The organism is Bacillus taeanensis, from assembly GCF_003318295.1.
Taxonomy (GTDB): domain Bacteria; phylum Bacillota; class Bacilli; order Bacillales; family UBA6769; genus Maribacillus; species Maribacillus taeanensis.
Window position 1 is genome coordinate 1 of the sequence record NZ_QOCW01000031.1, and the last position, 26,486, is coordinate 26,486.

A 26,486-nucleotide genomic window follows, 5' to 3' on the forward strand; every position below is an offset into this window, starting at 1 on the left:
GTGGAAACCGCAAAAAACGAAGCCATCGAATGTATCATTGTCCATGCGGGTATAAGGAACACCGTGATCTTCATGGCGCAAGGAACATCCTCACCAAACATCTGTATGGGAAAATGATTTATTATCCCCTCCATGATCCCATGTATATAAGACCAACGTATCTACGACCTGCAGTTTCAGCTTAAGAAGACCTTTTTCTGCTGGAAGGAAGTAGTAGACGGGCAGAACCGCCCCTTGTTCGTTGTGAAACGCACAAGTTGCCTACGGTGGCAGTTTTCTGTCGGGAGACACGAAACGGAAAGACCACTATCCTCAAAAGGGATGTTTGGTTCCAAGCACAAAGGCAGTGTTGATGACACTTGTTCCAGCTGGGACGGCTTTTGGACTTGGAAACTTCAAACAGGAAACCCCTTCCTCAAGCGCGAAGCGGTAGGGAGGGGAGGTTCATGTTTTTCTAGTAAGTCTTGTCAAAAAGAATAATAAACACTTTGCCGCTCTCACACAAAAGTGAGGGCGGTATTTTTATTGAAAGATTTCAACATAAGGTATCTTCTTCAATTAAGTTAGTATCTTAAACAATTGCGAATAAATTCCAAATAAATGAAAAAACTAATTATAACATCTTTCATTGGACAGGAGGCATAAATGATGAAGAAACTTATTCTCTCAAGCGTACTTGGTTTGGCTGCTTTATTTGCAGTGATGCTTTTCAATTATGGAACAAATGATGTTCATGCGGAAAATGGGCAAGCTGTTTTTTCTGGAGTTAACCTTTCTTGTGAAGGGTGTGAACTGCAGGTAAGGGATGCTTTACAGAACATTGTTGGGATCCAAGACTTTCATTTAGATTCTCAAAAAGGGTTAATCACTGTCAGTTACAATGAAGCTGTTATGAAACCGGAATGGGTTGAAAAATCTCTTGAATCTTTTGGTTTTCATTCCATAGAATTAGAATGAAGACTAAAGTCTATAAACACTATTTGTAAAAAAAGATTGCAGCCAGCCATTAGGAGCTTCCTGCAATCTTTTTAAATTTAACTTACAAAAAAGTTAAAAATGGTTGACAAAAAAATGAAATAATATTATTATCAAAAGTGATAATAATGAATAAAATATAGTAAGTGTAAGGGTTCTATTTTTTTACTCTAATATTATCAAAAATGATAATATTAGAAAGGAGATATTCATATGGATAAATTGAAAGTGATGATGCATCCAGAGCGAATCAAAATTCTTCAAGAATTAATTGGAGGTAAGAAGTTAACGCCGTTAGAAATTTCGAAAAGACTAAAAGGAATTTCGCAAGCAACCTTGTATCGCCATATTAAAAAGTTAGAAGAAAACAGCATTATTACGGTTGCTGAAGAGAAGCAGGTAAGAGGAACGGTTGAAAAATATTATGTTGTAAACGAAAAAAACGCGAATTTAACAGAAGCAGAACTAAGAGTAATGTCTAAAGAGGATCATATGCAGGTGTTTATGATGTTTTTAATCAGTCATATGAAAGATTATGAACAGTACATTCAAGATGATGATGCAGACCTTTTAAAAGATGGTGTGTCGTTTCGTCAGGCTGTCATGTATATGACAGGTGAAGAGTTTATAGAGTTTGCTCACGATTTAAAGGAAGTGTTTATGAAGCATCTTTTTAATGAGCCGAGTAAAAACCGCAAAAAAAGAACATTTACAACGATTACCTTTCCGTTAGATCAAGGAGATGAGAGGGAAGAATAGGGGGAAATAGGGATGAAAACGATGATTGAAAAAGAAGTCGTATTAAAAGGGGATGTAAACATAACAGGGACGCTTACGGTTCCAGATAAAAGCAGTGAAAAATTTCCTGCTGTATTACTAATTGCTGGGAGCGGTCCTTTAGATCGAGATGGAAATGGTCCAAAAGGGAAGTTTCAGTTAAATCTTTATAAAGAGCTTGCAGATTTTATTTCATCACTCGGTTTTGTGACGTTTCGCTATGATAAACGAGGCACAGGTAAAAGTGAAGGAAACTGGCATGAAACAGGGATGTGGGATTTAGTAGAAGATGCAGAGCGAGCGGTCGATTTTTTGAAAAATGAAGCGTGTGTTGATCCTGAAAAAATTATTTGCGCAGGTCACAGTGAAGGAAGGGTTATTGCGACAGCATTAAATGAGAAAGTAGATTTAGCTGGTCTTATGCTGTTATCAGGTGGGGTTGATAATATTGAGCAGGCGTTAATCCACCAGCGCCAAAATGCTTACGGTGAATTAAAATCGCAACCTGGGCTAAAAGGATGGGTGAACAATAAGCTGAAAATTGATAAAAAAGGAGAAAAAGCGGCCGCTAAAATGCTTAATAAAGCAATAAATTCAAATAAAGATGTGATTCGCTACAATTTTGCGAAAGTAAACGCTAAATGGTTTAGAGAGCACTTTGCATTTAATACGAGAGAATCATTGAAAAAGGTGGCGATTCCTGTTTTTGTGATTCATGGCGATAAAGACGCGCTCGTAAATAGTGACGTTTTACTAGAATTAGAGCATTTAGTGCAGGGTAAAAGTGAGTATCATATTATTCAAAACATGGAGCACGGTTTAAAAGAACAAACCCATGAAAAATCGATTTTAAAAGCGAAGAAGCTCATGAATGAAAGCATTGGCAAACCGCTTCACAGTGAAGCAAAAGAGGTTATGGAAAACTGGTTAAATCAGTTTAAAACAGCAAATCAAAATAAAAAAATTTTAAGATAATAAATTCATTCAAAAGTAAAGAGTCAAACTAGATCGAGCAGTTGACTCTTTTTGTTTTTTAGAAATCGTTTATAATAGTTGAGAAACCGTTAATGAAAAGAGGTATGAAAGTGAAAACATTATGTATTGATATGGATTCTGTTATATGTGATTTAATGTCAGATTGGCATAAGCGCTATAACAGCGACTATGATGATGATTTATCCTTTGAAAAATTAAAATGCTGGAATTCTGAAAAATATGTAAAGCCTGAATGCGGGATGAAAATTTATGATTACTTAAATGAACCTGGCCTTTTTTTACATTTAAATCCATTACCAAACGCACTAGAAGTATTAGAAAGGCTGCATCACAAGTATGATCTTTTAATTGTAACAAGCAGTGTGTCTACTGCCTTTCGGGAAAAGGAAAGATGGATTGAAAAACATCTTCCGTTTATAGGAAAGCGCAATTTAATTTTCTCTCACCGTAAAAATATGATCTGCGGTGATTTATTATTTGATGACGCCCCGCACAATTTAAGAGAATTTTCCGCAACAGGTCGACTCGCCGTTGCAATGGATTATCCTTATAATAGAGAGGTAGATGTGCCGAGAGTAAAAAACTGGTTGGAATTCGAAAGCGCCTTAAACGATAAAAGCTGGGGAATATGAACCTCCCCTCCCTACCGCTTCGCGCTTGAGGAAGGGGTTTCCTGTTTGAAGTTCCCAAGTCCAAAAGCCGTCCCAGCTGGAACAAGTGTCATCAACACTGCCTTTGTGCTTGGAACCAAACATCCCTTTTGAGGATAGTGGTCTTTCCGTTTCGTGTCTCCCGACAGAAAACTGCCACCGTAGGCAACTTGTGCGTTTCACAACGAACAAGGGGCGGTTCTGCCCGTCTACTACTTCCTTTCAGCAGAAAAAATGCTTCTTAAGCTGAAACTGCAGGTCGTAGATACGTTGGTCTTATATACAAGGGATCATGAAGTGGATAATCGATCATTTTCCCATACAGCTGTTTGGTGAGAATGTTCCTTGCGCCATGAAGATCACGATGTTCTTTATACCCGCATGGACACTGATACGTTCGATGGCTGACTTTTTTGCGGTTTCCACAAACGGGACACGTTTGGGATGTAAAATGCTCGTCAACTTTTTCAATGGTTATGCCTCTTGCTTTTAGTTTATAGACAAGAAGGACATACAGCTTTCCAAACGACCAGTTGGACAGCTTTTGATTCGTCTTTTTGTTTTTTTTCTTTTTCGTGTTTCGCTGGACCCCTTCTACATCGCCGATTACTATATGATTGACGTCATGTTGAAGACACCAGTCCACGAATTGTTTTGTTGTTTTATGAAGCGCGTCCTTTAGTTGTTCCTCACTTTTAGACAGCACATATTTTTTGGCACGGTTGTATTTTCTCCATTGTCTGGATCCTTTTTTACAGCGGCTCATCAGCTTCTGCAGTTCTTTTACTTTTTTATTTCGTAAACGATGGATGCTTCTCAGATAGCGGCCGGTGATGACAAGGCTGTCACCGTTTTCGGTTACACTGGCAATGGTATGAATTTCTCCGGGGTCGATACTTGCGGTTATCCCTTGTTTAGGGGGTTCTTCTTGGATGTTGGTTTCATACGAAAGACAAATCAACCATTTTCGATCATAGACTAATTCGACTTCTTTTACGTTTCCTGGAGGGACTTTAGGGAGTTTAAGTGTTAATTTCGGCTGACGTTTGCCATTCCATATTCCTAATGAAAGAGTGATTTTCTTTCCTTGGAGTGTAAACGATTGTCCGACCCATTTGGGGTTGAATACAAATTTATGCTTCCAAAGGTAGCGGACATTGAATCCTGCTTTTCTCGCTTTTTGCGCCCCTTCTCTTGCTTGAAGGAATTTATGAGCGACAGCTTGAATCGTTTGACTGTGAAGACAATAGAGACCTTTTAGTTCCTTTTGAAGATCGCTTTTGGTGATCCAACCACCACCAAGCCGGTAATAATAACGAGCGATTTGGGCACAATCATTCCAAACAACGGCACAAAGACGGCGGATTTCAAACAACTTTTGAATGACAGCAACAGAAGCAGAAAACGGGACTTTCATTGTGCGATACATGGGTTTCACCTCCATACTTCTATTTTACTATCAAGAACAAAAGTTCGCCTATAGGAAGATGTGATTATTTTTTATTTTCAAACACCAAAACAAAAACGCCATTCATCCCCCACCTAAAATGCCATTGAATTTTTGAGGAAGGGGACTTCTGGCTGAATTTCGTTAAAACAGTCAAGTCAAACTAAGGAGTTTAAATCATGCTTCAAACAATGAACAGTTATTTACAAAAAGCAATGCCGTTTATTACACCGTCTGCGGTAGCAATTGGGGTGCTGTTGGCCGAATCGCTTCATACATACGTTTATTTAGTACCGTGGATATTTGCGTTTATGACGTTTTCAGGAAGTCTCAGCTCAAACTTTAGTGATTTTAAAAAAGTACTTCAGCATCCTCTGGCTATGATTACTTGTTTAATTGTGCTTCATGTATCAATGCCGCTTTTAGCACTAGGAATTGGAAGTCTTGTATTTAACGACGAACCTTATCTTGTGATCGGCCTAATCTTAGCATTTTTAATTCCTACGGGGATCACAAGTCTTATTTGGGTATCGATGTATAAAGGAAATGTGGCGCTTACACTTTCCATTATTCTTATTGATACATTGCTGTCCCCTCTTATTGTGCCGTTTTTTCTGCAGTTTTTTGTTGGAACAGCCGTTGAAATGAACGAAATTGAAATGATGAAAGGTCTTTTATGGATGATTGTGCTTCCTTCTTTAGCGGGAATGATCCTTAACCAAGCAACAAAAGGAAGAGTAAAGGAAACGCTCGGTGTAAAGCTTGCCCCGTTTTCAAAAATTGGTCTTGGGTTTGTTGTCGCCGTTAACAGCTCAACCGCAGCGCCATATTTTAAAAATATAAATGGTCAATTTATATTGGTTGCGAGCCTTGTTTTGCTTATTGCGATCATCGGTTATATGAGCGGCTGGCTTGCTGCTAAGTTGTTAAAAGCAGATAACTCTTCCACCGTTTCATTAATCTATAACAGCGGAATGCGAAATATTAGTGCAGGCGCCGTTATTGCGATTGCTTACTTTCCACCGCTTGTTTCTCTTCCTGTTATTATCGGCATGCTTTTTCAGCAAGTGCTGGCCGCGTTTAGCGGTTACTTACTGGAGAAGTATTACGCTTCTTCTGAGACAAGAAGTGTAATAAGAAAAAGAGCCTAAAGATAGAACGGCAGTTTACGCCGTTCTAAGAAATATCTTGCCCTTTTTATTTCATGATACAAGCAGCTTTTCTTTAACTTCGATTTGTTTCAAACACCGTATAAACCTCTCCCACTTACCTACAGTAATAGACTCATAAATTTTCAAACTATCAAATAAGGAAAAATATGTTAATATATAATTAGAAAAGTATAAAAGATAGTCTTATTAAATTTGAAAGGTGAGATGGTTATAAGAAAAAGTTTTTGAAACTTTTTTTAATTTGTTCTCGTTATGTATAGTGAGGAAAAAATAGGGGGTTGAGGTGTTGAAAAAATACATAATACAGCTATTTGTCATCAGTGTTCTTTTATTTTCACTGCTGCCGGGCTGGGGACAAACAGCCGCAGCTGACACAAAAAATCGGTTAGACATAAAAATAGAAGCTGGATTAAAAGGAAAAGCTCAATATCAAAGGGGATTTCCGGTACAGTTAACGATTACAAACAATGGAGAAGATTTTGCTGGTGATTTAGCAGTTACCATTCCTAAAAGCTACGGCTCAGTTGGAAACATGATTATCCCAATTGACATTGCCTCTGGAACAACGAAAACCATTTCATTTTCTATTCCATCAATTGAACGAGATTTTTTGCAGTCACAGAGTAATAATCAAAATGTTGAGATGTTTCATTTATATGAAGGAAGCTGGAAAGATGGAAAAGAGGTTACCATTGATTCTAAATTAGATCTTCTGCCAAACTATTTACCTGAAGATCGCTTAGTGCTTGGTGTATTAAGCACAAATCCTGATTCATTGAATTATTTAAAATTAAGTTCCCATCTAGGAAATAGTCCCGAACTTATTCAGCTTGATCAAGAAGATTTGCCAAAACAAAGTACCGGCTTTGAAGTGCTGGATGTGTTAGTTGTCCATGATTATTCAATTGCTTCGCTGGATCAGGATGTACAGCAAGCGCTGATGAAATGGATTGAAGAAGGCGGCCGCCTTGTTGTTGGTGATACGCCGAATTTATCTTCCAAATTAGGTGAATTAGCGAATTACTTGCCGGTAAATGTTACGGAAACGAAACCATTAACCTCTTTCACAACTTTAGAACAGCTCGGCCAAGAACCTTTTGGAGGTGCGGCGTTAGAAGCGGCTTTTGGAGAACTGCAGGAAGGAGCGGAGGTGTTATTTTCAGAGAACGATCTTCCTCTTATTTCTTCACTGCCGGTTGGCGAGGGTGCGGTGACCCAAATCGGTTATGATTTAGGAAGCAGTAAAATCATCGATTGGAAAGGTAACAAAGCATTATGGAACACATTGTTTGCGAGTATTATAACCGCTGGAGCACAAGATCCGAAAGCACAGCATATGTATGAAGACTTTTCACAGCAGCTTTCTGACATTACAAGTATGTTTCAATCACTAGCAAATATTCCATTATCAGTGCTTGTTCTTTTATTTGTCCTTTACATTGTGGTTGTGGGAATTCTTCTTTATTTCGTATTAAAACGCTTTGATAAACGGGAATGGAGCTGGATCATTATTCCGGTTATTGCAATTTTATCAAGTGTGTCTCTTTATATGGTGGGCGCAAAAGATCGAATTGGTCAAATTCAAACGAGTACAAGTGCGGTTGTATCGTTAAATGGAAGTGGTCAGGGAAGCGGTCATGGCGGTGTGTCGATGCTGTCTAATGATGCGGGCACTTATACGATGACAATTGATTCAAATCTTCATCCTTTTCCAACTGGGGCAAGACATCACTTTGCTCCTGGATCGGAAGCTTTTTATGATAGTGTGCCAATAATTGAAGTGAAGGAACAGCAAACTGTAACGTCATTTCGTGATGTTGAATTTTGGACACCACGAAGTCTCGGTTTTACCCTTCCGTTTGAGGAATATGGCGCGTTTGAAAGCAGCCTTGTTTTTGACGGTGCTTCAATTAGCGGCACAATTACGAACAATACACGGTACAGCTTTGATGAATTAATTGTTTTAAATGGGCCGAGTCACTTTAAAATTGACGCTCTTGAAGCTGGTGATTCAAAAGAAGTTTCGATAAAGACTTCAAAAACGAATTTATTTCAGCCGTTAAATGAACAAACAATCTTTTCTCTTTACGGTTATAACGGCGGACCATTTCTTGGAAACAGAGAAGAAGAAGCCAAGCGCCGTCTGCTTGAAATGAGCTTTTGGTCAGGGTTATTAAGTAATAATAATTCCGAAGGTCAAGCAGGATTATTTGTGATTGGTTTTACGAAAGATCATTTAGTCGATGTTTCAGTTAACAGTAAAGAAACAAAAGAAAGTAATCTGCACTTGTTTGCTCAGGCGCTTTCATTTGAGCTTCCTGCTGATCAAAGCATTTCTTTAAATGTTGCGCTTTCTCATCCTGATGTTAACGTCATCACTGGGCAGCTTCATTTTAATGGGGTATTACGAGGCGAAGGGTTTATTGATGGAACAGCAGGAACGTATGAATTTAATTATGAGGTTCCAAGTGTACTTCAAAAACGAGGGTTTGAAGTAAAAACATTTAAGCTTTCAAACCAAAGTTCTCATGGCAATATTGCATCCTATCAAATATTTAATAGAAAAACAAGCGCATTTGAACCGATTGAAATTAGTTTTGGAAATAACATCACAAAAGAACAAATCGATGCATTGATCGCCGAAAACAGGCAAATTCGTCTGCGCGCTGTAACGACAACAAATAATGGTCCAATTGCTGTACCGGCAGTAACGATTGAAGGGGTGACAAAACCATGATTGAAATTATCAATTTAACAAAACAGTACGGATCGTTTACGGCATTAAATAATTTGTCATTAAAAATTGGTAAAGGGACAGTGTTTGGCTTTGTCGGTCCTAATGGTGCCGGGAAAACGACAACTTTTTCGATTTTGTCAACCTTACTTGCCCCAAGTTCAGGAACGGCGTATGTAAACGGCTATGACGTGACAAAACAGCCAAAAATGGTTAGAAAACACATCGGCTATATGCCTGATTTCTTCGGTGTATATGATCAGTTTAAAGTTCATGAATACTTGGATTTTTACGGAGCGAGCTATGGTATTCCGCGCGCTGAGCGGGAGGCGTTAATGCCCCAGCTGCTTGAACTTGTTAATTTAAGTGCGAAAAAAGATGCTTACGTTGATTCGTTGTCGCGCGGAATGAAGCAGCGTCTCTGCCTGTCAAGGGCATTGATTCATGACCCAGATGTACTCATCTTAGATGAACCGGCTTCAGGACTTGATCCAAGAGCGCGGATTGAAATGCGAGATATTTTAAAAGAATTAAAACAGATGGATAAAACAATCTTAATTTCTTCTCATATCTTGCCTGAGCTTGCGGAAATGTGTGATGAAATTGGTGTGATTGAAAATGGTGAACTGCTTGCACACGGCAACGTAAAAGAAATTGAACAAAAGCTGCAGGGGAATAAAATAATTCGTGTAAAAGTGAATGATGAGCTCGAAAAAGCAGCAGCCTTTTTTAAAGAAGATGCTTCTGTTTATAATGTCGAAGTTGATGAGGAAGAAGAAGGTGTTCTTCATCTCACATATAATGGGACGAATGAAGAGCAAGTCTATTTATTAAAACGAGCGGTAGAAAACGGGCTTTTGATTTTAACCTTCTCACAAAAAGAAAGCAATTTAGAAGATATCTTTATGGAAATTACGAAAGGAGCGGGTTAAATGTCAAAGCTGTCAGCATTTTTTATTAATCCGATGTTAAATAAAGAAATAAAGCTGAGGTTTCGTTCTTTTAAAAGCTTTCTTGGTCTTTTCTTTTATTTAGCTGTGCTCGGTGCGGCGGCACTTGGTTTTATTTATATTGAAACCGGCTTTGGAATGGACTTTTTTCGTGCCGAAGACAGCAGAATCTTATTTATCGTGCTTTCTATGGGGCAGTTAGGGCTGATTTTATTTATGACGCCAGGCCTTACAGCAGGCATTATCAGCAGTGAGCGCGAAAAGCAAACACTGAACATTTTGCTTACAACAGAACAGTCATCTTTATCGGTTATTTTAAGTAAGTTAATTTCTTCGCTCGCCTTTTTAATCTTAATGGTATTTGCGTCACTTCCGCTTTACAGCATTGTCTTTTTATATGGAGGTGTTTCGCCAAATCTTGTTTTTATTACGTTTGGCATTTATCTTGTCACAATGCTTGCGGTCGGGAGTCTTGGTATTATGCTTTCAACGCTGCTTCGAAAAACAATGACAGCGACCATTACGACGTACGGGATTACCGCTGTTGTTGTATTAGGGATTGTCTTTTTGTTTCTCCTATTTCAAGAAGTTATGTTCGGTTATATTCCAGGACAGCAATCTCCAACAGAAACACCTTTACCATATTTATTAATGATGCTTAATCCGCCTGCAGTGCTCGTGTCCGTTTTAGAGCCGGGGTTTGAACAAGAATTTTTACGAAATTCATCAATTAAACTGCCGCTTACAACGGGATTTGTCATTACGTATTTAAGTGTTAGCGTGATTACGTTAGCGGTTAGTATAAAAAAGCTTCGTCCATCAATGAAAAAAGGTAGAAAAAAAGCATGAACCAAAAACAGCAATTTTTTACGTTGTTAGTAAAAATGCGAAACCGAATTTGGCTGCAAAATATCGTAATTTCTGCTTATGCTGTGCTTTTTACAGTAAGTGCTCCAGCCTTTCTTATTGTTATTTTTAGCCGCTTTGTTGTTGTAACACATCTTTCTTTTAAACTGCTGCTGCTCATACCAGTAGCGGTTCTCCTTTTTATTGGTTTAATTTTTTATCGGAAACCATCATTTACCGAGACAGCGAAAGCTTTTGATGTGTTCGTTTTAGGAGACCGTGTTATTACCGCATTCGAACATATCGATTCCGATCAAAAAATGATGAACATGCAGCGTGCTGATGCGATAAAGCGCATGAAGGAAGCAATGTCGGAAGTTCGCTCGCAAAAGGTTCAATTTTTCTATCTAAAAAAGCTAACTGCTTCTGTTGTATTAAGCAGTGTCATTGTGCTTAGCTTTCTGTTTCCAAACAGCATGATGGAAAAAGAAGAGCAGCTTGAAAGAGAAGAGACAATTGCTGTTGAAACGAAAGAAAAAGTTAAAAAACTTGTTGAGGAACAAAAGCCTAAACTAAATCAAGAAGCAGAAGAGGCACTTCAAAAATTAGAAGAAAATGTGAAGGAAACGAAAGATGCCGAAAAAATTCTTGAAAAGCTTCTCGAAACAGAAAAAAAGCTTGCTGAACTTCAAAAAGAAGCGCTGAACGAGAAAAACAACCTCCAGGAGCTTGCGCGTTCATTACAAAACCAAAAACTTAACGATACCGCGTCTTCACTAAATGAGTTAAATAAAGAAAAGCTTCAAAAAGCACTAGAAAAACTTCAAAAAGAGCTGAAAGAAAGTAACCCTGAAAATCGCAAAGAACTGCTGGCTGATTTACAAAAGCTTATGAATGCTGTAGGAGCAGAAAATCAGCCTTCATTAGAATCATTAAATGATGAACAGTTAAAAGAAGTACTCGTCGCCCTTGAGAAACAGCTGCAGGGAAAAATCGATCAAGCGGCCGCTGCAGGAGCGCTTGCAGATGCAAATTCCGAGCTTCTGGGATTGGCAGAAGGATTAAATAATGAAATGATTGCTGCCAATTTATCAACTGGTGCATTAACATTTTCAAACAATCCTTCTTCTCCAAATGGCAGTAATGGCGGGCAGCCTGCTGGTAATACAGCGGCCCCCGGAAACGGGAGACAGCCTAATTCCGGTCAAAATCCAAGTAATGGCTCAGGGAACGGGAGCGGACAAGGAAATGGATCAGGAAGCGGCTCTGGCCAAGGTTCTGGTTCAGGAAGCGGTTTTGGAGGAGGAACTGGTGGAACTGGTGCAGGCAGCGGACAGGGAGAACACAGTTTGTTAACCGTCCCAAAGCAGCTTGACGGAAAGCAAAATAGTGAAAGAGACGGCGGTCAATTAAACAGCGGTGACGGTGAACTGCAGACAGCGCCAAACTCGCCAATTTTACCAGGAGAAGCAAGAGAGTATGAAAGTGTATACGGAAACTATGAAACAACATATAGGGAAAGCATGGAACGAATGGATCTTCCTAATCATTTAGAAGAAGTTGTGAAACAATATTTTTCAGATTTAGAGCCTAGAGAGGAGTAAGGAATATGACAGAACGAAACGAAGAGCAGCTTGATATTCAAGACATTACCGAAAGAGCAGCATTGATTAAAGAAGAGCTCGGCAAATTTATCGTCGGCCAAAAGGATGTGATCGATTTTATTCTTTTATCAATTTTTGCCGGCGGTCACGTCTTACTCGAAGGACTGCCGGGACTTGGTAAAACGATGCTCGTTCGAAAAATTTCTGAAGTGATGGCACTTGATTTTTCAAGAATTCAATTTACACCAGACTTAATGCCGACAGATATTACCGGTACAAACATAATTCAGCCGGGCGAACGAGGAGAGCAAACCTTTGTTTTTCATAAAGGACCGCTATTTGCAAACATCGTGCTTGCTGATGAAATTAACCGGGCAACCCCGAAAACGCAAAGCTCTCTTCTTGAAGCGATGCAGGAGCAAACCGTCACAACGATGGGAGAAGTGAAACAGCTTCCGAAGCCATTTTTTGTTTTAGCTACACAAAATCCAATAGAGCTTGAAGGAACATATCCGCTTCCTGAAGCACAAATGGACCGTTTTTTATTAAAAATAAATGTAAGCTACCCAACGCGAGAAGAATTAAAAGAAATCGTCCAAAAAACGACGAGTTCCTCTAATGAGCAGCTTGAAAAAGTTTGTGATGGTGCGTTTATTAGAGCGGTTCAAAGCCAAGCACGCGATATTTTACTTGCTGATTCGGTGCTTGATTATGCGGTAAAGCTTATTATGGCGAGTCATCCTGACGATGAAAATGCTCCTGAGCGTGTCAAAACATATGTCCGTTATGGTTCAGGACCACGTGGACTTCAAAGTCTTATTTTAACAGCAAAAGTAAAAGCGCTTCTTGATGGGCGATACAATGTGTCAACTGCGGACTTAAATGATATGGTAAAGCCTGTTCTTCGTCACCGCATCTTTTTAAACTTTGAAGGAGAAGCTTCTGGGATTTTAACAGACAGTTTAATTGATAACATCATCGAAGCGGTACAGAAAAAGGAAAAAGTATCATGAGTGAACTGCTGTCACCAGCGATTTTGAAGCAGTTATCACGATTTTCATTTGCGGCACCGCCCTTTATTCGCGGAACCAATAAAGGCGAGCACCGTTCAACAAAACATGGCTCTTCTTTAGAGTTTTCTGATTTCAGACTTTATTATCCCGGCGATGATCTTAGGCAAATTGATTGGAATACGTACGCGCGCACGCACAAACATTACATTAAACGTTTTTTGGATGAAAAAGAGCTTACGGTAAGTGTTTATGTAGACGCGACTCGTTCAATGGGAGCACATGAAGAAAAATGGCAGCGCACCAAACAATTAGCAGCAGTTTTTTCGTTTATTACGCTTATGAACAATGATCGCTTAAGCTTGAAAGTACTCTCAAACAGCAATCAAACCTTTCATCCAATCATAAAAGGGAAAGCTGCTGTTCATAACATCTTCAATATGATCGCAAAGTTTGAGACATTGGCTCACGAGGAGTCTTTTGCTTCTGTTCTTCAGCATACGGTAAAAAATAGTAAAGGACATGAAGGAATTAGCGTCATGATTAGTGATTTTCTTGAAGCGCCTGAGCCAATCTTTGAAGGCATTAAACTGCTTCAGGCTCGTAAACAGAAGATTTTACTGATGCAGGTACTGCTTCCTGAGGAAAAATCACCAGCATATGCAGGTGATCTTAAATTAATTGATATTGAAAACGGCGCATCGCGTGATGTGTCGATGAATCGAGCTGTATTAGAAAGTTATGATCAACGGTTTCGCGAGCACGAAAAAACGATTCGAGCTTTTGCAGGAAAACGAGGAATTGGTTTTGTATCCTCTTTAACAAACGAACCGCTCGAAGAAGTTGTTTTTTCTCGTATCGCTGCGAACGGTTTTATGATGGCGAGGTGAAGAGATGGGCTTTTTATCACCATTTTCATTTTTATTTTTAAGTACGGTCGCTGTTTTAATCTCTTTTTACTTTTTTAAAAAGCAATTTGATCGGCAGACAATTTCTTCAATTTATTTATGGAATCAAACGGTGAAAGACTTTGAAACGAACCGCTGGCATAATAAATTAAAAACAAATTTTTTACTTTTCCTGCAGCTCCTATTTATGATTGCTTTAGTTTTTGCCCTCGCTCGTCCTTATGTAACGAGTGAAGGAATTAATAGTGATCATCTTGTCATAATTGTCGATACATCAGCAACGATGGCTGCAGCAGAAGAAAACGGTACACGCTTTGAACTTGCAAAAGAAGCAGTCGAAAAGATCGTGAATTCATTAAACAATGAACAGGTTGTTACCGTTATTGAAGCTGGAAGAATACCCGAACTTTTAACTGTGAAAGAAACCGATCAAGGAAAAATAAAAAGACTTCTAGATGAGCTGTCAATGTCGTATGAAGAGGCTGATATCAAAGAGAGTGTAAAGCTTGCACAATCGATGCTTCATAGTGCAAGCGGTGAAATTCACCTTTTTTCAGACAGCGTTCAAAAAGAAATGATGCAAAAGCTGACGTTAAGTCACTCAATAACCGTACATAATTTTGGAACAAACAATCGTAATATCTCCCTTCAATCGTTTGGAGTAAAGGCAGAAAGTGACAGCGTAAGCGGAGTTGTAACGATTTTAAATGAAGAGAAAAGTTCTAAAACCGTTTCATTAACAATTTCAAGTGATGAAAAAAAGCTGAAAGAGTTATCGGTAGAGCTTCCGCCGAACGAGGTAACGGTTGTTCGCATCAATGATCTTGCAAAAGAAGCAGTTTATGAAGCAGTGATCGCTGAAAAAGACGGTTATCAACTCGATAACAGAAAGTATGCTTTTTTAGGAAAACAGGAAGCACCAACTGTTTATGCGGCTGGCAATGTGAATTCTTTCGTTATAAAGGCACTGCAGGCGTTTGGAACAGAAGTTGTATCTGTATCTAAAAACGGTGCTGATCGTTACGTGTTTTCAGAAGAAGAGGAAGGAAGTATTTATCTTCTTTCAGGAGTTCCAGCGGAGCAGTGGCCAAGCGGACCAAAGCTTATCTTTTCACCAACAGAAGGAGGACCGCTTAAAATCGAAAGTAAAAAAGAGCTCTCGGTAACGTTAAGCGGAAAGAGCGATCCGCTTTTAGATTATGTGGATGTAAACTCTTTCTATCTAGCAAAAAGCTATCCGATTAGAGAAAGTGCTCATTTACAGTCTATTATTACAAGCGGAGACGAAACAATTGTTGCAAAAGGAACATCAGCAGGCGCACCGCTCGTGTTATATTCGTTTGATATGGAAGATTCTGATTGGCCGCTTCATCCTTCTTTTCCAGTACTTTTAAATAACAGCATCACTTACTTAGCTGAGCACCAGCAAGCGTTAGGAACCTTTTTACCGGGGAAAAGCGAAGAAGTAACATATTCTTCATCAACGAGTGAAGCATTTATTACGAGGGATGGAGAAAAGCTTATGGAAATAAATCTTTCAGATAGGTCTCTTACTCTGCCAAAGCAGCCTGGCTTATATGAGCTGCAGGAAGAAACAAAATCAGGAACACTATCACGTTATTTTGCTGTTGAACTTTCGAATAATGAACGGACAGCGCGAGTTGAGCCTTCTTTTTCATTATCTATTAATCATGAAGAAAACAGCAGTGCAGGATTTTCGCAGCAGGACATTTGGCACTGGTTTGCAGTCCTCGCATTAATCGTGCTTTTTATCGAATGGGAGGTGTATCGCTATGGGATTAGAGGTCGCTAACCCGTTATGGCTGTTTGCTTTCATTCCAGCGCTTTTCGTTTTAATACTTTATTGGAAAGAACAAAAAACAGCACGGAAATCTAAGAAATTAACAATTCTCGTTTTGCGTTCACTCGTTTTTACATTCCTTATTTTAGCGCTCTCCGGACTGCACGTGCTTTGGTCTGTAAAAGACGTCTCGACCGTCTTTGTTGCCGATACGTCCTACAGCATGAATGGACAGGAAGAGGAAGTGCGGTCTTTTATAAACAAGGCAGTTACAGGGAAGGATGAAAGTGATAAGGCTGCTGTGATTGCGGCAGGTGATGAAGCGATCGTTGAACGTCCTCTTACGAAGCGAGAGTTATCCATTCAAGAGTTTCAAACAGAGATCAGCTCTCACTATACAAATCTTGCCTCAGGTTTACAGCTTTCAAGCAGCTTGTTTTCTGCTGAAGATCGCGGTCGGGTTGTGTTACTTTCAGACGGAAATGAAAATATCGGTGACGCAAAAAAACAGGCAAGCTATTTAAAAGAGCAGGGCTATACGGTTGATGTTGTGCCGTTTTCACCCCTGAAAAGTGCGGATGTTTCACTCGAAGCACTTCACGTGCCGCGAACGATGTATACCGGAGAAAACGCAAAACTAACGATTGAAATGATGAGTAATATTGAAAGTAACAGCCGCCTTATTCTTTATGAAGATCATGAGGCGATTTTAAATGAAGAAATTAAAATAACGAAAGGGAAAAATAGCTTTACATTTCCTCACCTTGTTACTAATTCAGGATTTCACACCTATAAAGCAGAAATCGTCTCAAAACAAGATACAGTGATTGAAAACAATGTAAGTTATGCTTTTTCTGATAGTAGAGGATTACCAAGCATATTAATTGTCGAGGGAAACGAAGGAGCTGCCGAAAATTTAAAGCGAGCACTCGATGCTTCTTTCGCAAACACTGATGTGATTTCACCAGAGCTTTTACCGTCAGAGCTTAGTGCTTATCTAAACTACAACGCAATTGTATTTAGTAATGTTTCTGCTCCTGATGTAACCGAAACACAAATGCTCTTAATCGAAGAAGCGGTGAAAAATTTTGGTGTTGGTTTTATCATGACAGGCGGTAATGAAAGCTACGGACTTGGCGGTTATTTTAAAACACCGATTGAGCGGCTTCTCCCTGTTCATATGGATGTAAAAGGAAAGAAGGAGCTGCCGTCATTAGGATTAATGATTGTGCTTGATCGTTCAGGAAGTATGGCTGGTCATAAAATTGAACTTGCTAGAGAAGCAGCTGCCCGTTCAGTAGACCTGCTTCGCGAAAAAGATACGCTCGGTGTGATTGCTTTTGACAGCGAGCCGTGGCAAATCGTTGAAACAGGTCCGATTAAAGAGAAACAAAAAGCAATCGACCAAATTCGCTCGATTACTGAAGGGGGCGGAACAGATATCTTTCCGTCACTTTCAATGGCATACGATCAGCTTAGCGATCTTACGCTTAAGCGAAAGCATATTATTTTATTAACAGACGGCCAGTCATCGACAGCACCAAACTATCAAGGAATGATTCAACAAGGAAAAGAAAACGGCATTACGCTTTCAACCGTTGCAGTCGGCCAAGGTGCTGATGTTGCGCTGTTAGAAGAATTAAGCGGTCTTGGCGGCGGACGCTTTTATAACGTCCATGATGCTTCAACTATACCGACAATCTTTTCAAGGGAAACAGCACTCATTACACGAACATACATTGAAGACGACCCGTTTATCCCCAGCCTTGTTAACGGCTATGAGTGGGACCGTTTGTTTACAAATGGTGTGCCGCAGCTGAATGCCTATATCGCAGCCTCTTCAAAAGGAAGAGCACAGCAAATTTTTGTTAGTCATAAAGAAGATCCTGTTCTTGTGCGCTGGCAGTACGGCTTAGGTAAAACGATTGCTTGGACGAGTGATTTAAACGAGTGGGCAGGAAGTTGGCCGGCTTGGGAAAATTGGTCACCGCTTTGGAATGAAATGGTTTCATGGACATTTCCGCAGTACAACAAGCAGCAGTATGATGTAAAAGAAACGATGAACGGAAATACAATGACTGTCGAGATTTCGGCTGTTGATTCGAGTGCAGGAGAGGTGGAGGCTGGTCTTTTAAACAGTGAAGGAAAGCCTCTTGATTTTTTTCTTCACATGAAAGCTCCTGGTGAATACGAAGGAACGTTTACAGCAAATGAGCCGGGTGCTTATTATTTACAGCTTTCTGAAAAAGAAGGGGAGAACATTACCGGCACATTTAAAACAGGCGTTGTTGTACCATATTCCGAAGAATACAAATTTCAAGAACAAAACATGAAGCTGTTAGAAGAAATTGCATCAGCAGGGGGAGGGAAGGTTATTGAAAATCCAGAAGAAGCTTTTTCAAAAGATCTTCCAAAACACTATGAAAAACAAGACATCTTTTACCTTCTCCTCGTATTCGCACTGCTTCTTTTCCTGCTTGACGTGGCAGCAAGGCGGTTTGAACTTTCATTTGCATTTCTAACTAAAATGAAACGAACGGTTGAAAAGCAAAATGAAGAAAAGAAAAACGTCATCCAAAACAAGAGCTCACAGCTTGAACGATTAAAAAAAGCGGCAGGAAGTCATACGGAAAGTGTAAAGAAAACGCCAACAGAATATGCTTTTAAACGAGAAAAATCAGAAATTGAAGCTCCTGAGCGAAAAGAACAAAAGAAAGAAGGATCAAAACAAAAGGACATTACAAAGAAAACGCAAACTCAAGAAGAACGAAATGAGCGGATGAATCGTTTATTAAATGCGAAAAATCGGCGTAAATAGAAAAAAGTGGAGGGGGGAATCCTCCGCTTTTTTAATACTTAATATGGCTTAGAAGCATGGCCCATTTCTTCTGCCTGCTGCACTGCTTCTTCCATTTTATTGTCATTATCCGCCATTTCTAAACCATCCACAACTCGTTTATCATAAATCTTTATCACATTGTGTAAAGATATCAATTCATGTGAATCTGACAGATTTTCGTTGTCTTCATTTTGCATCCTCCTTTTTCATAACTTTGGATTATTACCCGAATTTTCCTTGGGATATTCATGTTAAAAGTATAATTATTGGTAATAATAATTTTTGCGTGCTAAATTCTTATTGTAAGATTAAAAATGAAGAGGAGTTGAAAGATGTATGGAATTACAAAACGTGCTTAATAAACAAATTGCCAATTGGAATGTCTTGTATGTAAAACTTCACAATTATCACTGGTATGTAAAAGGTGAACAGTTTTTTACGTTACATACGAAATTTGAGGAACTTTACACAGAGGCTGCCGTACATATTGATGAATTAGCGGAACGTCTTTTATCAATCGGTGGTGAACCAATCGCGACAATGAGAGAATACATTGAAACTTCTTCTGTAGAGGAAGCAACAGGGGAAGAGGAAGCACAGCAAATGGTGCAGTCAATTATCAGTGATTTTTCAACAGTGATTGAAGAATTAAAAGCAGGTATGGCACAAGCTGAAGAAGCCAATGATGAAACAACGGGTGATATGCTGCTTGCGATCCATTCTAGTCTTGAAAAACATGTCTGGATGTTAAAAGCATACTTAGGTAAATCTGTATAATATAATATTAAAAGTGCTGTCTCAAAATTGGGATCTGATCCCAATTTTGAGACAGCACGATTTTTACTACCATAAAACCTTTAAAATTTCGCCTTTAAATAGATTTGTATCAATATTACACGCTTTGGCGTCAATTCCGTACTGCCAGCCTGCTGTTAGTGAACCTTCAGGTGATTCCGGTTTGTACTCGGGGGCATTCGCTTCTGTCGTAACTCCAATGTTTGGTGCTGCTGTCCAGATATAGGTATTCTTTTTTATGTTTTCGTTATTTTTAGCTGCCGCATTGAAAGCTGTAACTAAAGCTTTTTCTGAATCAAAAATCCCGTAAATGCCTGGTTTATAAGGTGAAGCTGATATAACGTCATACCAGCCGTTAATAAAGGCCGAATCGACAGGGTAACTAGGCTCGATATCTGCAAAAATGGCTACATCTTCAGGAACTCCTAAATTTTCGGCGAGACGAATCGCTTCATTTGCTTCCGTTTTTCCTTTCTCATAGCCGATCGCTTCTGTAAAATGATTAAAAATTAGCAGCACTTTAGCTCCCTTATTGTGGATTAATTGTGCTTCTTCTTTTGAAATTCCTTTTGAGACATCCTCTTTCGTCCCTAAATAACGTCCCCAAACAGATGGTGTTCCGAAGTTTTCTTCCACACAAGCACACATCTCTTCAGTCGTCACACTTGCAGAATCGACACCCCAAACGAGTTCAGGGAAGTTTTGCTGTTTTTCATTTTTTTTTTCATCATTATTGTTTTGATTTTCGGAGTTTTTATTAGAGTTGTTGTTTGAACTGCTGCTTTTTTCGCTGTCCGTGGAGCTGTTTTCTTGTTCATTGCTTTTTACATTATTTTTAATGTTATTTGAGATAGAAACATCCACATTTACTTCAATATTATTTTTAATATTGTTGTCGATTTCGTTTTCGCCATTACTATCAATGTTGTTTTCAATTGAATTGTCTATTGAACGATTTCCATTTCCATCAACGTTATTTTCCACATGATTTGAAATGCTATTTTTTTCTTCAGTATCTTCAGCCGATTCGTTTGTGTTTTCACTTACGTTGGATTGGACAGCTTCCTGCATATGAAGCAGCGTGGACTTAATAGTATTTAATTGATTATACGAAGAAAAAGTAATTATTGAAATGAACAATAAGAAAGTTAAACCAACAATTGTCGTATACTTTCCCCATTTCATCTTCTCACAACCTTTCCTGCTGTACGTTTGCAGTCTATGTGAGAAGATAAATGGCTGTGTGGGCGTTTTTCTATTTATTAAGGGAGAAAATGGTAATCATAACTAATAGAGGGCTTTTGTTAAATCGCTGTATAGAATTTCTTCTTTCGAGGCAATATACATATTTTTAAGTTAAAAGAGGAAGGGGGAAAACTGAAAATGTTAAAAAAGCTGCTGGCTGTGTTACTAGCTGTTTTTCTTTCTGTAAGTGTCGCTGCCTGTGACGATGCACCAGGTGAGGATGAAATCGGTGATGGAGAAATTAATGATGAAGAATAAACATGAAAAACGGGCTAATTAGAAGTATCAAAGGTTCTAATCAGCCCGTTTTATTTAGGATACAGCCGCTCGTCAGCCTATTATTTCACCAGGATTCACATTATTTGTGACAATAGTACCCGCTTTAATGACAGCACCTTTTCCAATTTGTATTCCTTCCATAATGACAGCATTTGGTCCAATGATAACATCATCTTCTATTATGACAGGAGAAGCGTGGGGAGAGGAGATTACGCCTTTAATGACAACACCTGCACCAATGTGACATCTTTTTCCGATTGCAGCACGGCCGCCAATTACCGCATTCATATCAACAAGGGTTTTTTCTCCAATCGATGCGCCAATATTAATGCATGCGCCCATCATTACGACTGCATCACCTTCAATTGTTACACCTTCACGAATAACGGCGCTCGGTTCAATGCGTGCGTTAAGACCTTTTGTATCCAATAAGTCAATCGCAGAATTTCTACGGTCATTTTCAATGTAGTAATCTTCAATGAGTTCGGCATTGTTTTCAAGTGCTGTTTTAACATCATCCCAGTTACCGATAACGACGCCTCCCGCACCCATATTGATTACTTTACTCGTCTGTCCAAAGTTAATTTCGGAAATGTTCCCTTGAATATAAGCTTTTACAGTTGTTTTCTTTTTCGCATTTTTAATTAAATTAAGAATATCAGTATTGTCCATGTTTCCTCCAATAAAGGTTGTAATAATAAGTAATTAAATGATGTAAAAATAAAGTGAATGAAACCACAGCTAATATCATATTATCAGATCGAAAATGAACAAAGATACTATTAAATAGAAAATTTTTATAAGAGATAGAAAAAGGAGAAGCGGCTGATACTTCTCCTTTCATTCATTGAAATTAAATTTATTTCAAGTTGTAGTTACGATAAAAATTCATTCGGATTTAGTTGCAGTTCATGGCATATTTCACTTACAATCTGCTGTTCACGAGGCTCAAAGTGCCCATCGGCAAAACCGATTGCAATGCAGTAGCGGACAACTAAACGAGCGATTTCTCGTTTATCATTTACTTTCCCGACAGCCCTCATTGCTTCACCTTTTCCGACAATCGGATCAAATTCGAGCTTTCTAATAAAATCATTAAAGCGCTGAATGACAAGATTTGTATCAAAAACACGCAGCTCATCGCTTTGATGAATAAAGTCCATCATTTTTTGCCTTTCTGACGGATCTAAACGTCCATCTGCCATGCTGACAAGCGCGCATCCAGCTACTACGGCATCTAAGACGTCTTGACTTTTATAACGTTTAAAAAGAGTCATGGCTTTTTCTTTTTGTTCATTGGCAAGCTTCATAAAATCGGTTTGATCAAGCGACCATTTGTAGGAGCAGGAGGTGCAGGTAAACTGCATTTTTTTACTGCCAACAAATCCTCCCAATAGCCCAACAGGACCTAAAATAAGTCCGCCAATTGCTGCTTTTCCAATGCCAAAGCCTTTTTTTCCAGAAGTAATATTTGTTGATTGACAGCGCGGACATTGAACGTCACCATTTCCAGTATGAGGGTAATTTCCTTGATTCATAGGAGAAGCAGGTTGACTAAATGGCTGTGAGGGCTGTTGATTGTTTTGAGTTTGCACGTAACTCTGGCTATTCAACTGTCCGCTGTTTTGTGTTTGAAAAGGAGCCGCAGCGGCTTGACTATAAGACGGACTCGGAGCGGCAGAATTGGTGGATGGGCTTGCTACCTCTAATCCAAAATTTCTGCATAAAGCTTCTAAACCGCCTTGAAAGCCGCTTCCAATCGCATTAAATTTCCATTCTCCATTATGTCGGTATAATTCTGCTGCAACGATAGCTGTTTCAACTGTAAAAGTTTCTCCTAAATTATAGCGTATTAATTCTTCTTGGGAATTTTCATTGAATACGCGCACATAGGCATTTGAAATTTGACCAAAATTTTGTCCTTTTAGCTGTGCATCGTGAATAGTAATTGAAAAGGCAACTTTTTCTATGTAAGAAGGGACGGATTGTAAGGAAATATGAATTAGTTCATCATCATGATGTCCAGCGCCAGTTCTATTGTCTCCGCTGTAAAGTACAGAGTTATTAGCACCTTTTGGGTTGTTATAAAAAATAAAATCTTGATCATTCCGGACTTTGCCGCTGCCATCTAACAAAAATGCAGAAGCATCTAAATCATAGTTGGCACCAATACCTTGATTAACGTCCCAGCCTAAACCTACACCAACTGTATGTAATCCAGGATGTGTTTTTGTTAAATCTACTTTTTGTCCTTTTTGAAGAACAACTGCCATTGCATGACACCTCCATAATAATCTAAACTTTTTCTTCATTTTGTGGTAGTTTATGGTTCATAATAATAGTATAACATTTTATGGGCGATCACATAGTCTATCAAAACCTATCTATAATAATTTTAACATTCGCACGAATGAGGCAAAATCAACACAGACATGTTCCACTAGCGCATTCTAAAGGTGAATCTATATACAACTAGGAGAATGATAACTTGAAAAAAGGAAGCGTATGCAAAGTTTTAAAAGGAAACAAATAGAAACTTATCGAAGTAAGAAGTAGTTAACATATTTATCGTTGATATGGAACTTTTATAATAGAAGTAATTTTTAAATCTTAAAAAAAGTAGTTAATAATTAGTTGTTAATAGAAAGGAATGAAAACATGCATAGCGGAGATGAAGTTTATATTACAAAAACAGGGAAGTATTATCATTATTTAGATGACTCTTGCCTCATAACAGCAAGAATAGTAAAAGGAAACATGAAATCAAAGAAAGTTTTAGAAACAGAAGCACAAAGGCTTGGCTATACACTTTGTCGTCAGTGTGCAAAAAACATGAAAGAGGATACGACTTTGGTAGAAAAGCAAAAAGATAATTCTAAGACTGCACCGCTCTTATTAATGGAGGCTGGATTATCTTTTTATCTTTTTTCTTATAAACTAGTTAGCGGTGCTTTCTATAAACGAGAGAAGTAATATCTTTATAAAACCCAACATAATAGATATATTTTTATTAAGTACATTTTTATGCCAAAGAGGTTGACTCTAATGAGTCAACCTCTCCTTTTTTATGAAACTTATTTATCTTTCATTATAACTAGAAAGTAACGCCTATATATAATACAGCAGGCCAATTTGCGGCTGTTTTACTTTACATGAAACTCTTCAGGATCTGGGCCGATACGTTGATTACGATCTAATGAATCAATTTTTTTAATCTTCTCGTTTACTAGAATTTCTAATGGGGTAAGAGTGTTATGTATTTGTTTTACATAAATTTCTTACAGAGAGGAAGAATGGAATGAGCGATCATAAAGAAAATAAAAATAGTAAAAATGAGCAGTTAGAACAGTTTCGAGTGGATGACCGCCACAAAAAACTGACAACGAATCAAGGAGTAAAGGTAGCAGAAGATGAATTTTCTTTAAAAGCAGGTTCACGCGGCCCAACGTTAATGGAAGACTTTCATTTTCGTGAAAAAATGACGCACTTTGACCATGAGCGTATCCCAGAACGTGTCGTGCATGCACGTGGTTTTGCAGCTCATGGCGAATTTCAAGTATATGAATCTATGAAAAAATATACAAAAGCAAAGTTTTTACAAAATCCTAACGTGAAAACGCCTGTTTTTGTTCGTTTCTCCACAGTTGCAGGTTCACGCGGCTCTGCTGAAACTGTCCGTGATGCGCGCGGTTTTGCGACAAAGTTTTATACAGAAGAAGGAAACTATGATTTAGTTGGCAATAATATCCCGGTTTTGCAGGGACGTTTGTTTTCTTATACAGATACACAGCTAATTCGTCTAGGCGGTCCAAATTTTCATGAGCTTCCGGTAAATAGATCGGTTTGTCCGTTTCATAATAATCAGCGTGATGGCTATGGACGTCAAACCATTAATAAAGGACAAGTTAGCTATCATAAAAACTCGCTTGCAAATAATACCCCTACTCCAGCAAGAGAGGTTGAGGGCGGCTATACTCATTATCAAGAAAAAGTCGAAGGACGTAAAATTAAAGCCAGAAGTGAAAGCTTTAACGATCATTTTTCTCAAGCCACTTTATTTTGGAACAGTATGAGTAAGCCTGAAAAAGAGCATATGATTCAAGCGTTCAGCTTTGAGCTTGGAAAAGTAAAAAATAAAGCTGTCCAAAAACAGGTTGTTGAGATGTTCTCCAATGTAAGTTTAGAATTAGCATCATCGTTTGCGAAAGCTGTTGGTATAATCCCATCTGAAAAAGGGTCTTCAAATGTAACAAAATCTTCTCCAGCACTTAGTCAGGAAAACACAGCGAAAAAGGCAGCTTCTCGTAAGGTTGGTGTGATTATTTCTGACGGATTTAATGAAAAAGAAGTAATGGCTGTATTTGATGCATTAAAAGAAGAAGGCGTCATGGTTGAAACAATAAGTAACCAGCTTGGTACAGTAAAAGGAAGTGATGGTACAGAGCTTGAAATTGATCATACTTTCTTAACGGGTGAATCGGTACTATTTGATGCTCTTTATGCGGTAGGAGGAAATAAGGAAGATAACAAGTTTATTAGCGATGCATCTTATTTTATTAATGAAGCATTTTCTCACTTTAAGCCGATTGGTGCTACCCATGAAGGCATAAAATGGATTGAACAAAATAATATTGAAAATAGTCCTGGTGTTATAAAAGGTGATAGCATGAAAAGTTTTGCCGATAACTTTATTAAAGCGATTGCTGCTCATCGCCACTGGGATTGTCAAGTTGTTTAAAACACTAAAAAAAGGGCTCCAGAAAATCAGTTTTCACAGATTTTCTGGAGTCCTTTTTATTTTTCTTACTTATTTATAAAAAACACATAAAAAATCGTTCCATTAGGGACTTATCGGATAGCCCCTTTATTTATATATAAAGATAATAGTAATGAAGCCGATTTTTTATAAGAAAAGGGAAGGGGGATATGATAAAATATGATTTGGAATAAAAGGATAATATGATAAGTAGGCAGTTTTTCACTTACATAAAATATTTCCTTATAAGTGAAAGGAATGAGAAGTCATGCATGTTTCAAAATCAGAAATACAAGTACGCTATGCGGAAACAGACCAAATGGGGGTTGTGTATCACACAAACTATCTCGTATGGTTTGAAATTGGGCGTACACAGTTAATAGAAGACCTAGGTTTTAGCTATGCAGGTATGGAAGAGGAAGGGGTGTTATCTCCAGTACTTGATATTCATGCATCCTACAAAAAACCAGTACGTTATGGTCAAAAAGCAGTTATTCATACTTGGATTGAGAAATATGATGGACTACGAGTCGCTTACGGCTACGAAATATATGATGATCAGCAGGATTTGTGTGTGACTGGGACAAGTTCTCATATTTGTGTAAAAAGAGAGAATTTTAGACCTATCTCAATTAAAAAATACTTTCCAGATTGGGACAAGGCCTATCGTTTGGCAAAAAAACAAGATGCTATTTAGAGGAG

General features: G+C 38.5%; 23 protein-coding genes. 18 read left to right on the forward strand and 5 right to left on the reverse strand.

What is annotated here, in order from left to right; all coding sequences use genetic code 11:
- The 5 genes from DS031_RS24320 to DS031_RS20585 all read left to right on the forward strand — a co-directional run.
- A partial coding sequence (locus DS031_RS24320; protein ID WP_245947455.1) for a transposase occupies positions 1-185 on the forward strand: 185 nt, incomplete at its 5' end.
- 463 nt (positions 186-648) lie between these two features.
- Positions 649-957: a heavy-metal-associated domain-containing protein gene (locus DS031_RS20570; protein WP_181833270.1), complete on the forward strand. Its 309-nt coding sequence runs from the start codon at positions 649-651 to the stop codon at positions 955-957.
- Between the two features lie 231 nt (positions 958-1,188).
- Complete coding sequence (locus tag DS031_RS20575) at positions 1,189-1,734, forward strand: helix-turn-helix domain-containing protein (RefSeq protein ID WP_113808079.1); 546 nt, start codon at positions 1,189-1,191, stop codon at positions 1,732-1,734.
- 12 nt (positions 1,735-1,746) lie between these two features.
- Positions 1,747-2,727, forward strand: a complete 981-nt coding sequence (locus DS031_RS20580; RefSeq protein WP_113808080.1) for an alpha/beta hydrolase family protein — start codon at positions 1,747-1,749, stop codon at positions 2,725-2,727.
- Positions 2,728-2,837: 110 nt separating this feature from the next.
- Positions 2,838-3,380, forward strand: coding sequence for a 5' nucleotidase, NT5C type (locus tag DS031_RS20585; protein ID WP_113808081.1), 543 nt, complete (start codon positions 2,838-2,840; stop codon positions 3,378-3,380).
- Positions 3,381-3,639: 259 nt separating this feature from the next.
- Here DS031_RS20585 and DS031_RS20590 read toward each other — a convergent pair whose 3' ends face one another.
- Positions 3,640-4,827 carry an RNA-guided endonuclease InsQ/TnpB family protein gene (locus tag DS031_RS20590; protein WP_113808082.1) on the reverse strand — a complete coding sequence of 396 codons (1,188 nt, stop codon included), beginning with the start codon at positions 4,825-4,827 and terminating at the stop codon, positions 3,640-3,642.
- A 197-nt stretch (positions 4,828-5,024) separates the two neighbouring features.
- On the opposite strand from DS031_RS20590, the gene DS031_RS20595 reads away from it, so the two are divergent.
- The 9 genes from DS031_RS20595 to DS031_RS20635 all read left to right on the forward strand — a co-directional run bounded on the left by DS031_RS20595 (position 5,025) and on the right by DS031_RS20635 (position 18,688).
- A complete protein-coding gene (locus tag DS031_RS20595) occupies positions 5,025-5,996 on the forward strand; it encodes a bile acid:sodium symporter family protein (protein WP_113808083.1) in 972 nt (323 codons plus the stop codon).
- Positions 5,997-6,303: 307 nt separating this feature from the next.
- Entirely contained in the window at positions 6,304-8,754 is a 2,451-nt protein-coding gene (locus DS031_RS20600; protein WP_113808084.1) for a hypothetical protein, read from the forward strand.
- On the forward strand, positions 8,751-9,683 hold the full coding sequence (locus tag DS031_RS20605; RefSeq protein WP_113808085.1) for an ABC transporter ATP-binding protein: 933 nt from the start codon (positions 8,751-8,753) through the stop codon (positions 9,681-9,683). The genes DS031_RS20600 and DS031_RS20605 overlap by 4 nt, the downstream gene beginning before the upstream one ends.
- The gene (locus DS031_RS20610) at positions 9,684-10,550 is read left to right on the forward strand and encodes an ABC transporter permease (protein WP_113808086.1); all 867 of its coding nucleotides are present in this window, start codon (positions 9,684-9,686) and stop codon (positions 10,548-10,550) included.
- Positions 10,547-12,151, forward strand: coding sequence for a coiled-coil domain-containing protein (locus DS031_RS20615; RefSeq protein ID WP_113808087.1), 1,605 nt, complete (start codon positions 10,547-10,549; stop codon positions 12,149-12,151). Before DS031_RS20610 ends, DS031_RS20615 begins: the two co-directional genes overlap by 4 nt.
- A gap of 5 nt (positions 12,152-12,156) precedes the next feature.
- The gene (locus tag DS031_RS20620) at positions 12,157-13,164 is read left to right on the forward strand and encodes an AAA family ATPase (protein WP_113808088.1); all 1,008 of its coding nucleotides are present in this window, start codon (positions 12,157-12,159) and stop codon (positions 13,162-13,164) included.
- Positions 13,161-14,051 carry a DUF58 domain-containing protein gene (locus DS031_RS20625; RefSeq protein ID WP_113808089.1) on the forward strand — a complete coding sequence of 297 codons (891 nt, stop codon included), beginning with the start codon at positions 13,161-13,163 and terminating at the stop codon, positions 14,049-14,051. Before DS031_RS20620 ends, DS031_RS20625 begins: the two co-directional genes overlap by 4 nt.
- A gap of 4 nt (positions 14,052-14,055) precedes the next feature.
- Positions 14,056-15,882: a vWA domain-containing protein gene (locus tag DS031_RS20630; protein WP_113808090.1), complete on the forward strand. Its 1,827-nt coding sequence runs from the start codon at positions 14,056-14,058 to the stop codon at positions 15,880-15,882.
- Positions 15,863-18,688: a VWA domain-containing protein gene (locus tag DS031_RS20635; protein WP_113808091.1), complete on the forward strand. Its 2,826-nt coding sequence runs from the start codon at positions 15,863-15,865 to the stop codon at positions 18,686-18,688. Before DS031_RS20630 ends, DS031_RS20635 begins: the two co-directional genes overlap by 20 nt.
- A gap of 38 nt (positions 18,689-18,726) precedes the next feature.
- On the opposite strand, the gene DS031_RS20640 is transcribed toward DS031_RS20635, so the two are convergent.
- Complete coding sequence (locus tag DS031_RS20640) at positions 18,727-18,906, reverse strand: hypothetical protein (RefSeq protein ID WP_113808092.1); 180 nt, start codon at positions 18,904-18,906, stop codon at positions 18,727-18,729.
- A gap of 139 nt (positions 18,907-19,045) precedes the next feature.
- Here DS031_RS20640 and DS031_RS20645 point away from each other — a divergent pair, with 139 nt between their 5' ends.
- Positions 19,046-19,486 carry a Dps family protein gene (locus DS031_RS20645; protein WP_113808093.1) on the forward strand — a complete coding sequence of 147 codons (441 nt, stop codon included), beginning with the start codon at positions 19,046-19,048 and terminating at the stop codon, positions 19,484-19,486.
- A gap of 66 nt (positions 19,487-19,552) precedes the next feature.
- On the opposite strand, the gene DS031_RS20650 is transcribed toward DS031_RS20645, so the two are convergent.
- The 3 genes from DS031_RS20650 to DS031_RS20660 all read right to left on the reverse strand — a co-directional run bounded on the left by DS031_RS20650 (position 19,553) and on the right by DS031_RS20660 (position 23,301).
- Complete coding sequence (locus DS031_RS20650) at positions 19,553-20,689, reverse strand: glycoside hydrolase domain-containing protein (protein ID WP_113808094.1); 1,137 nt, start codon at positions 20,687-20,689, stop codon at positions 19,553-19,555.
- 390 nt (positions 20,690-21,079) lie between these two features.
- Positions 21,080-21,700, reverse strand: coding sequence for a 2,3,4,5-tetrahydropyridine-2,6-dicarboxylate N-acetyltransferase (dapD, locus tag DS031_RS20655; protein WP_113808095.1), 621 nt, complete (start codon positions 21,698-21,700; stop codon positions 21,080-21,082).
- Positions 21,701-21,903: 203 nt separating this feature from the next.
- The gene (locus tag DS031_RS20660) at positions 21,904-23,301 is read right to left on the reverse strand and encodes a TerD family protein (RefSeq protein ID WP_113808096.1); all 1,398 of its coding nucleotides are present in this window, start codon (positions 23,299-23,301) and stop codon (positions 21,904-21,906) included.
- Between the two features lie 385 nt (positions 23,302-23,686).
- Here DS031_RS20660 and DS031_RS20665 point away from each other — a divergent pair, with 385 nt between their 5' ends.
- The 3 genes from DS031_RS20665 (at position 23,687) to DS031_RS20675 (ending at position 26,481) form a co-directional block, all read left to right on the forward strand.
- Positions 23,687-24,001, forward strand: a complete 315-nt coding sequence (locus DS031_RS20665) for a hypothetical protein (protein ID WP_113808097.1) — start codon at positions 23,687-23,689, stop codon at positions 23,999-24,001.
- 325 nt (positions 24,002-24,326) lie between these two features.
- A complete protein-coding gene (locus DS031_RS20670; protein WP_113808098.1) occupies positions 24,327-25,766 on the forward strand; it encodes a catalase in 1,440 nt (479 codons plus the stop codon).
- 286 nt (positions 25,767-26,052) lie between these two features.
- A complete protein-coding gene (locus DS031_RS20675) occupies positions 26,053-26,481 on the forward strand; it encodes an acyl-CoA thioesterase (protein ID WP_113808099.1) in 429 nt (142 codons plus the stop codon).
- Positions 26,482-26,486: the final 5 nt, after the last annotated feature.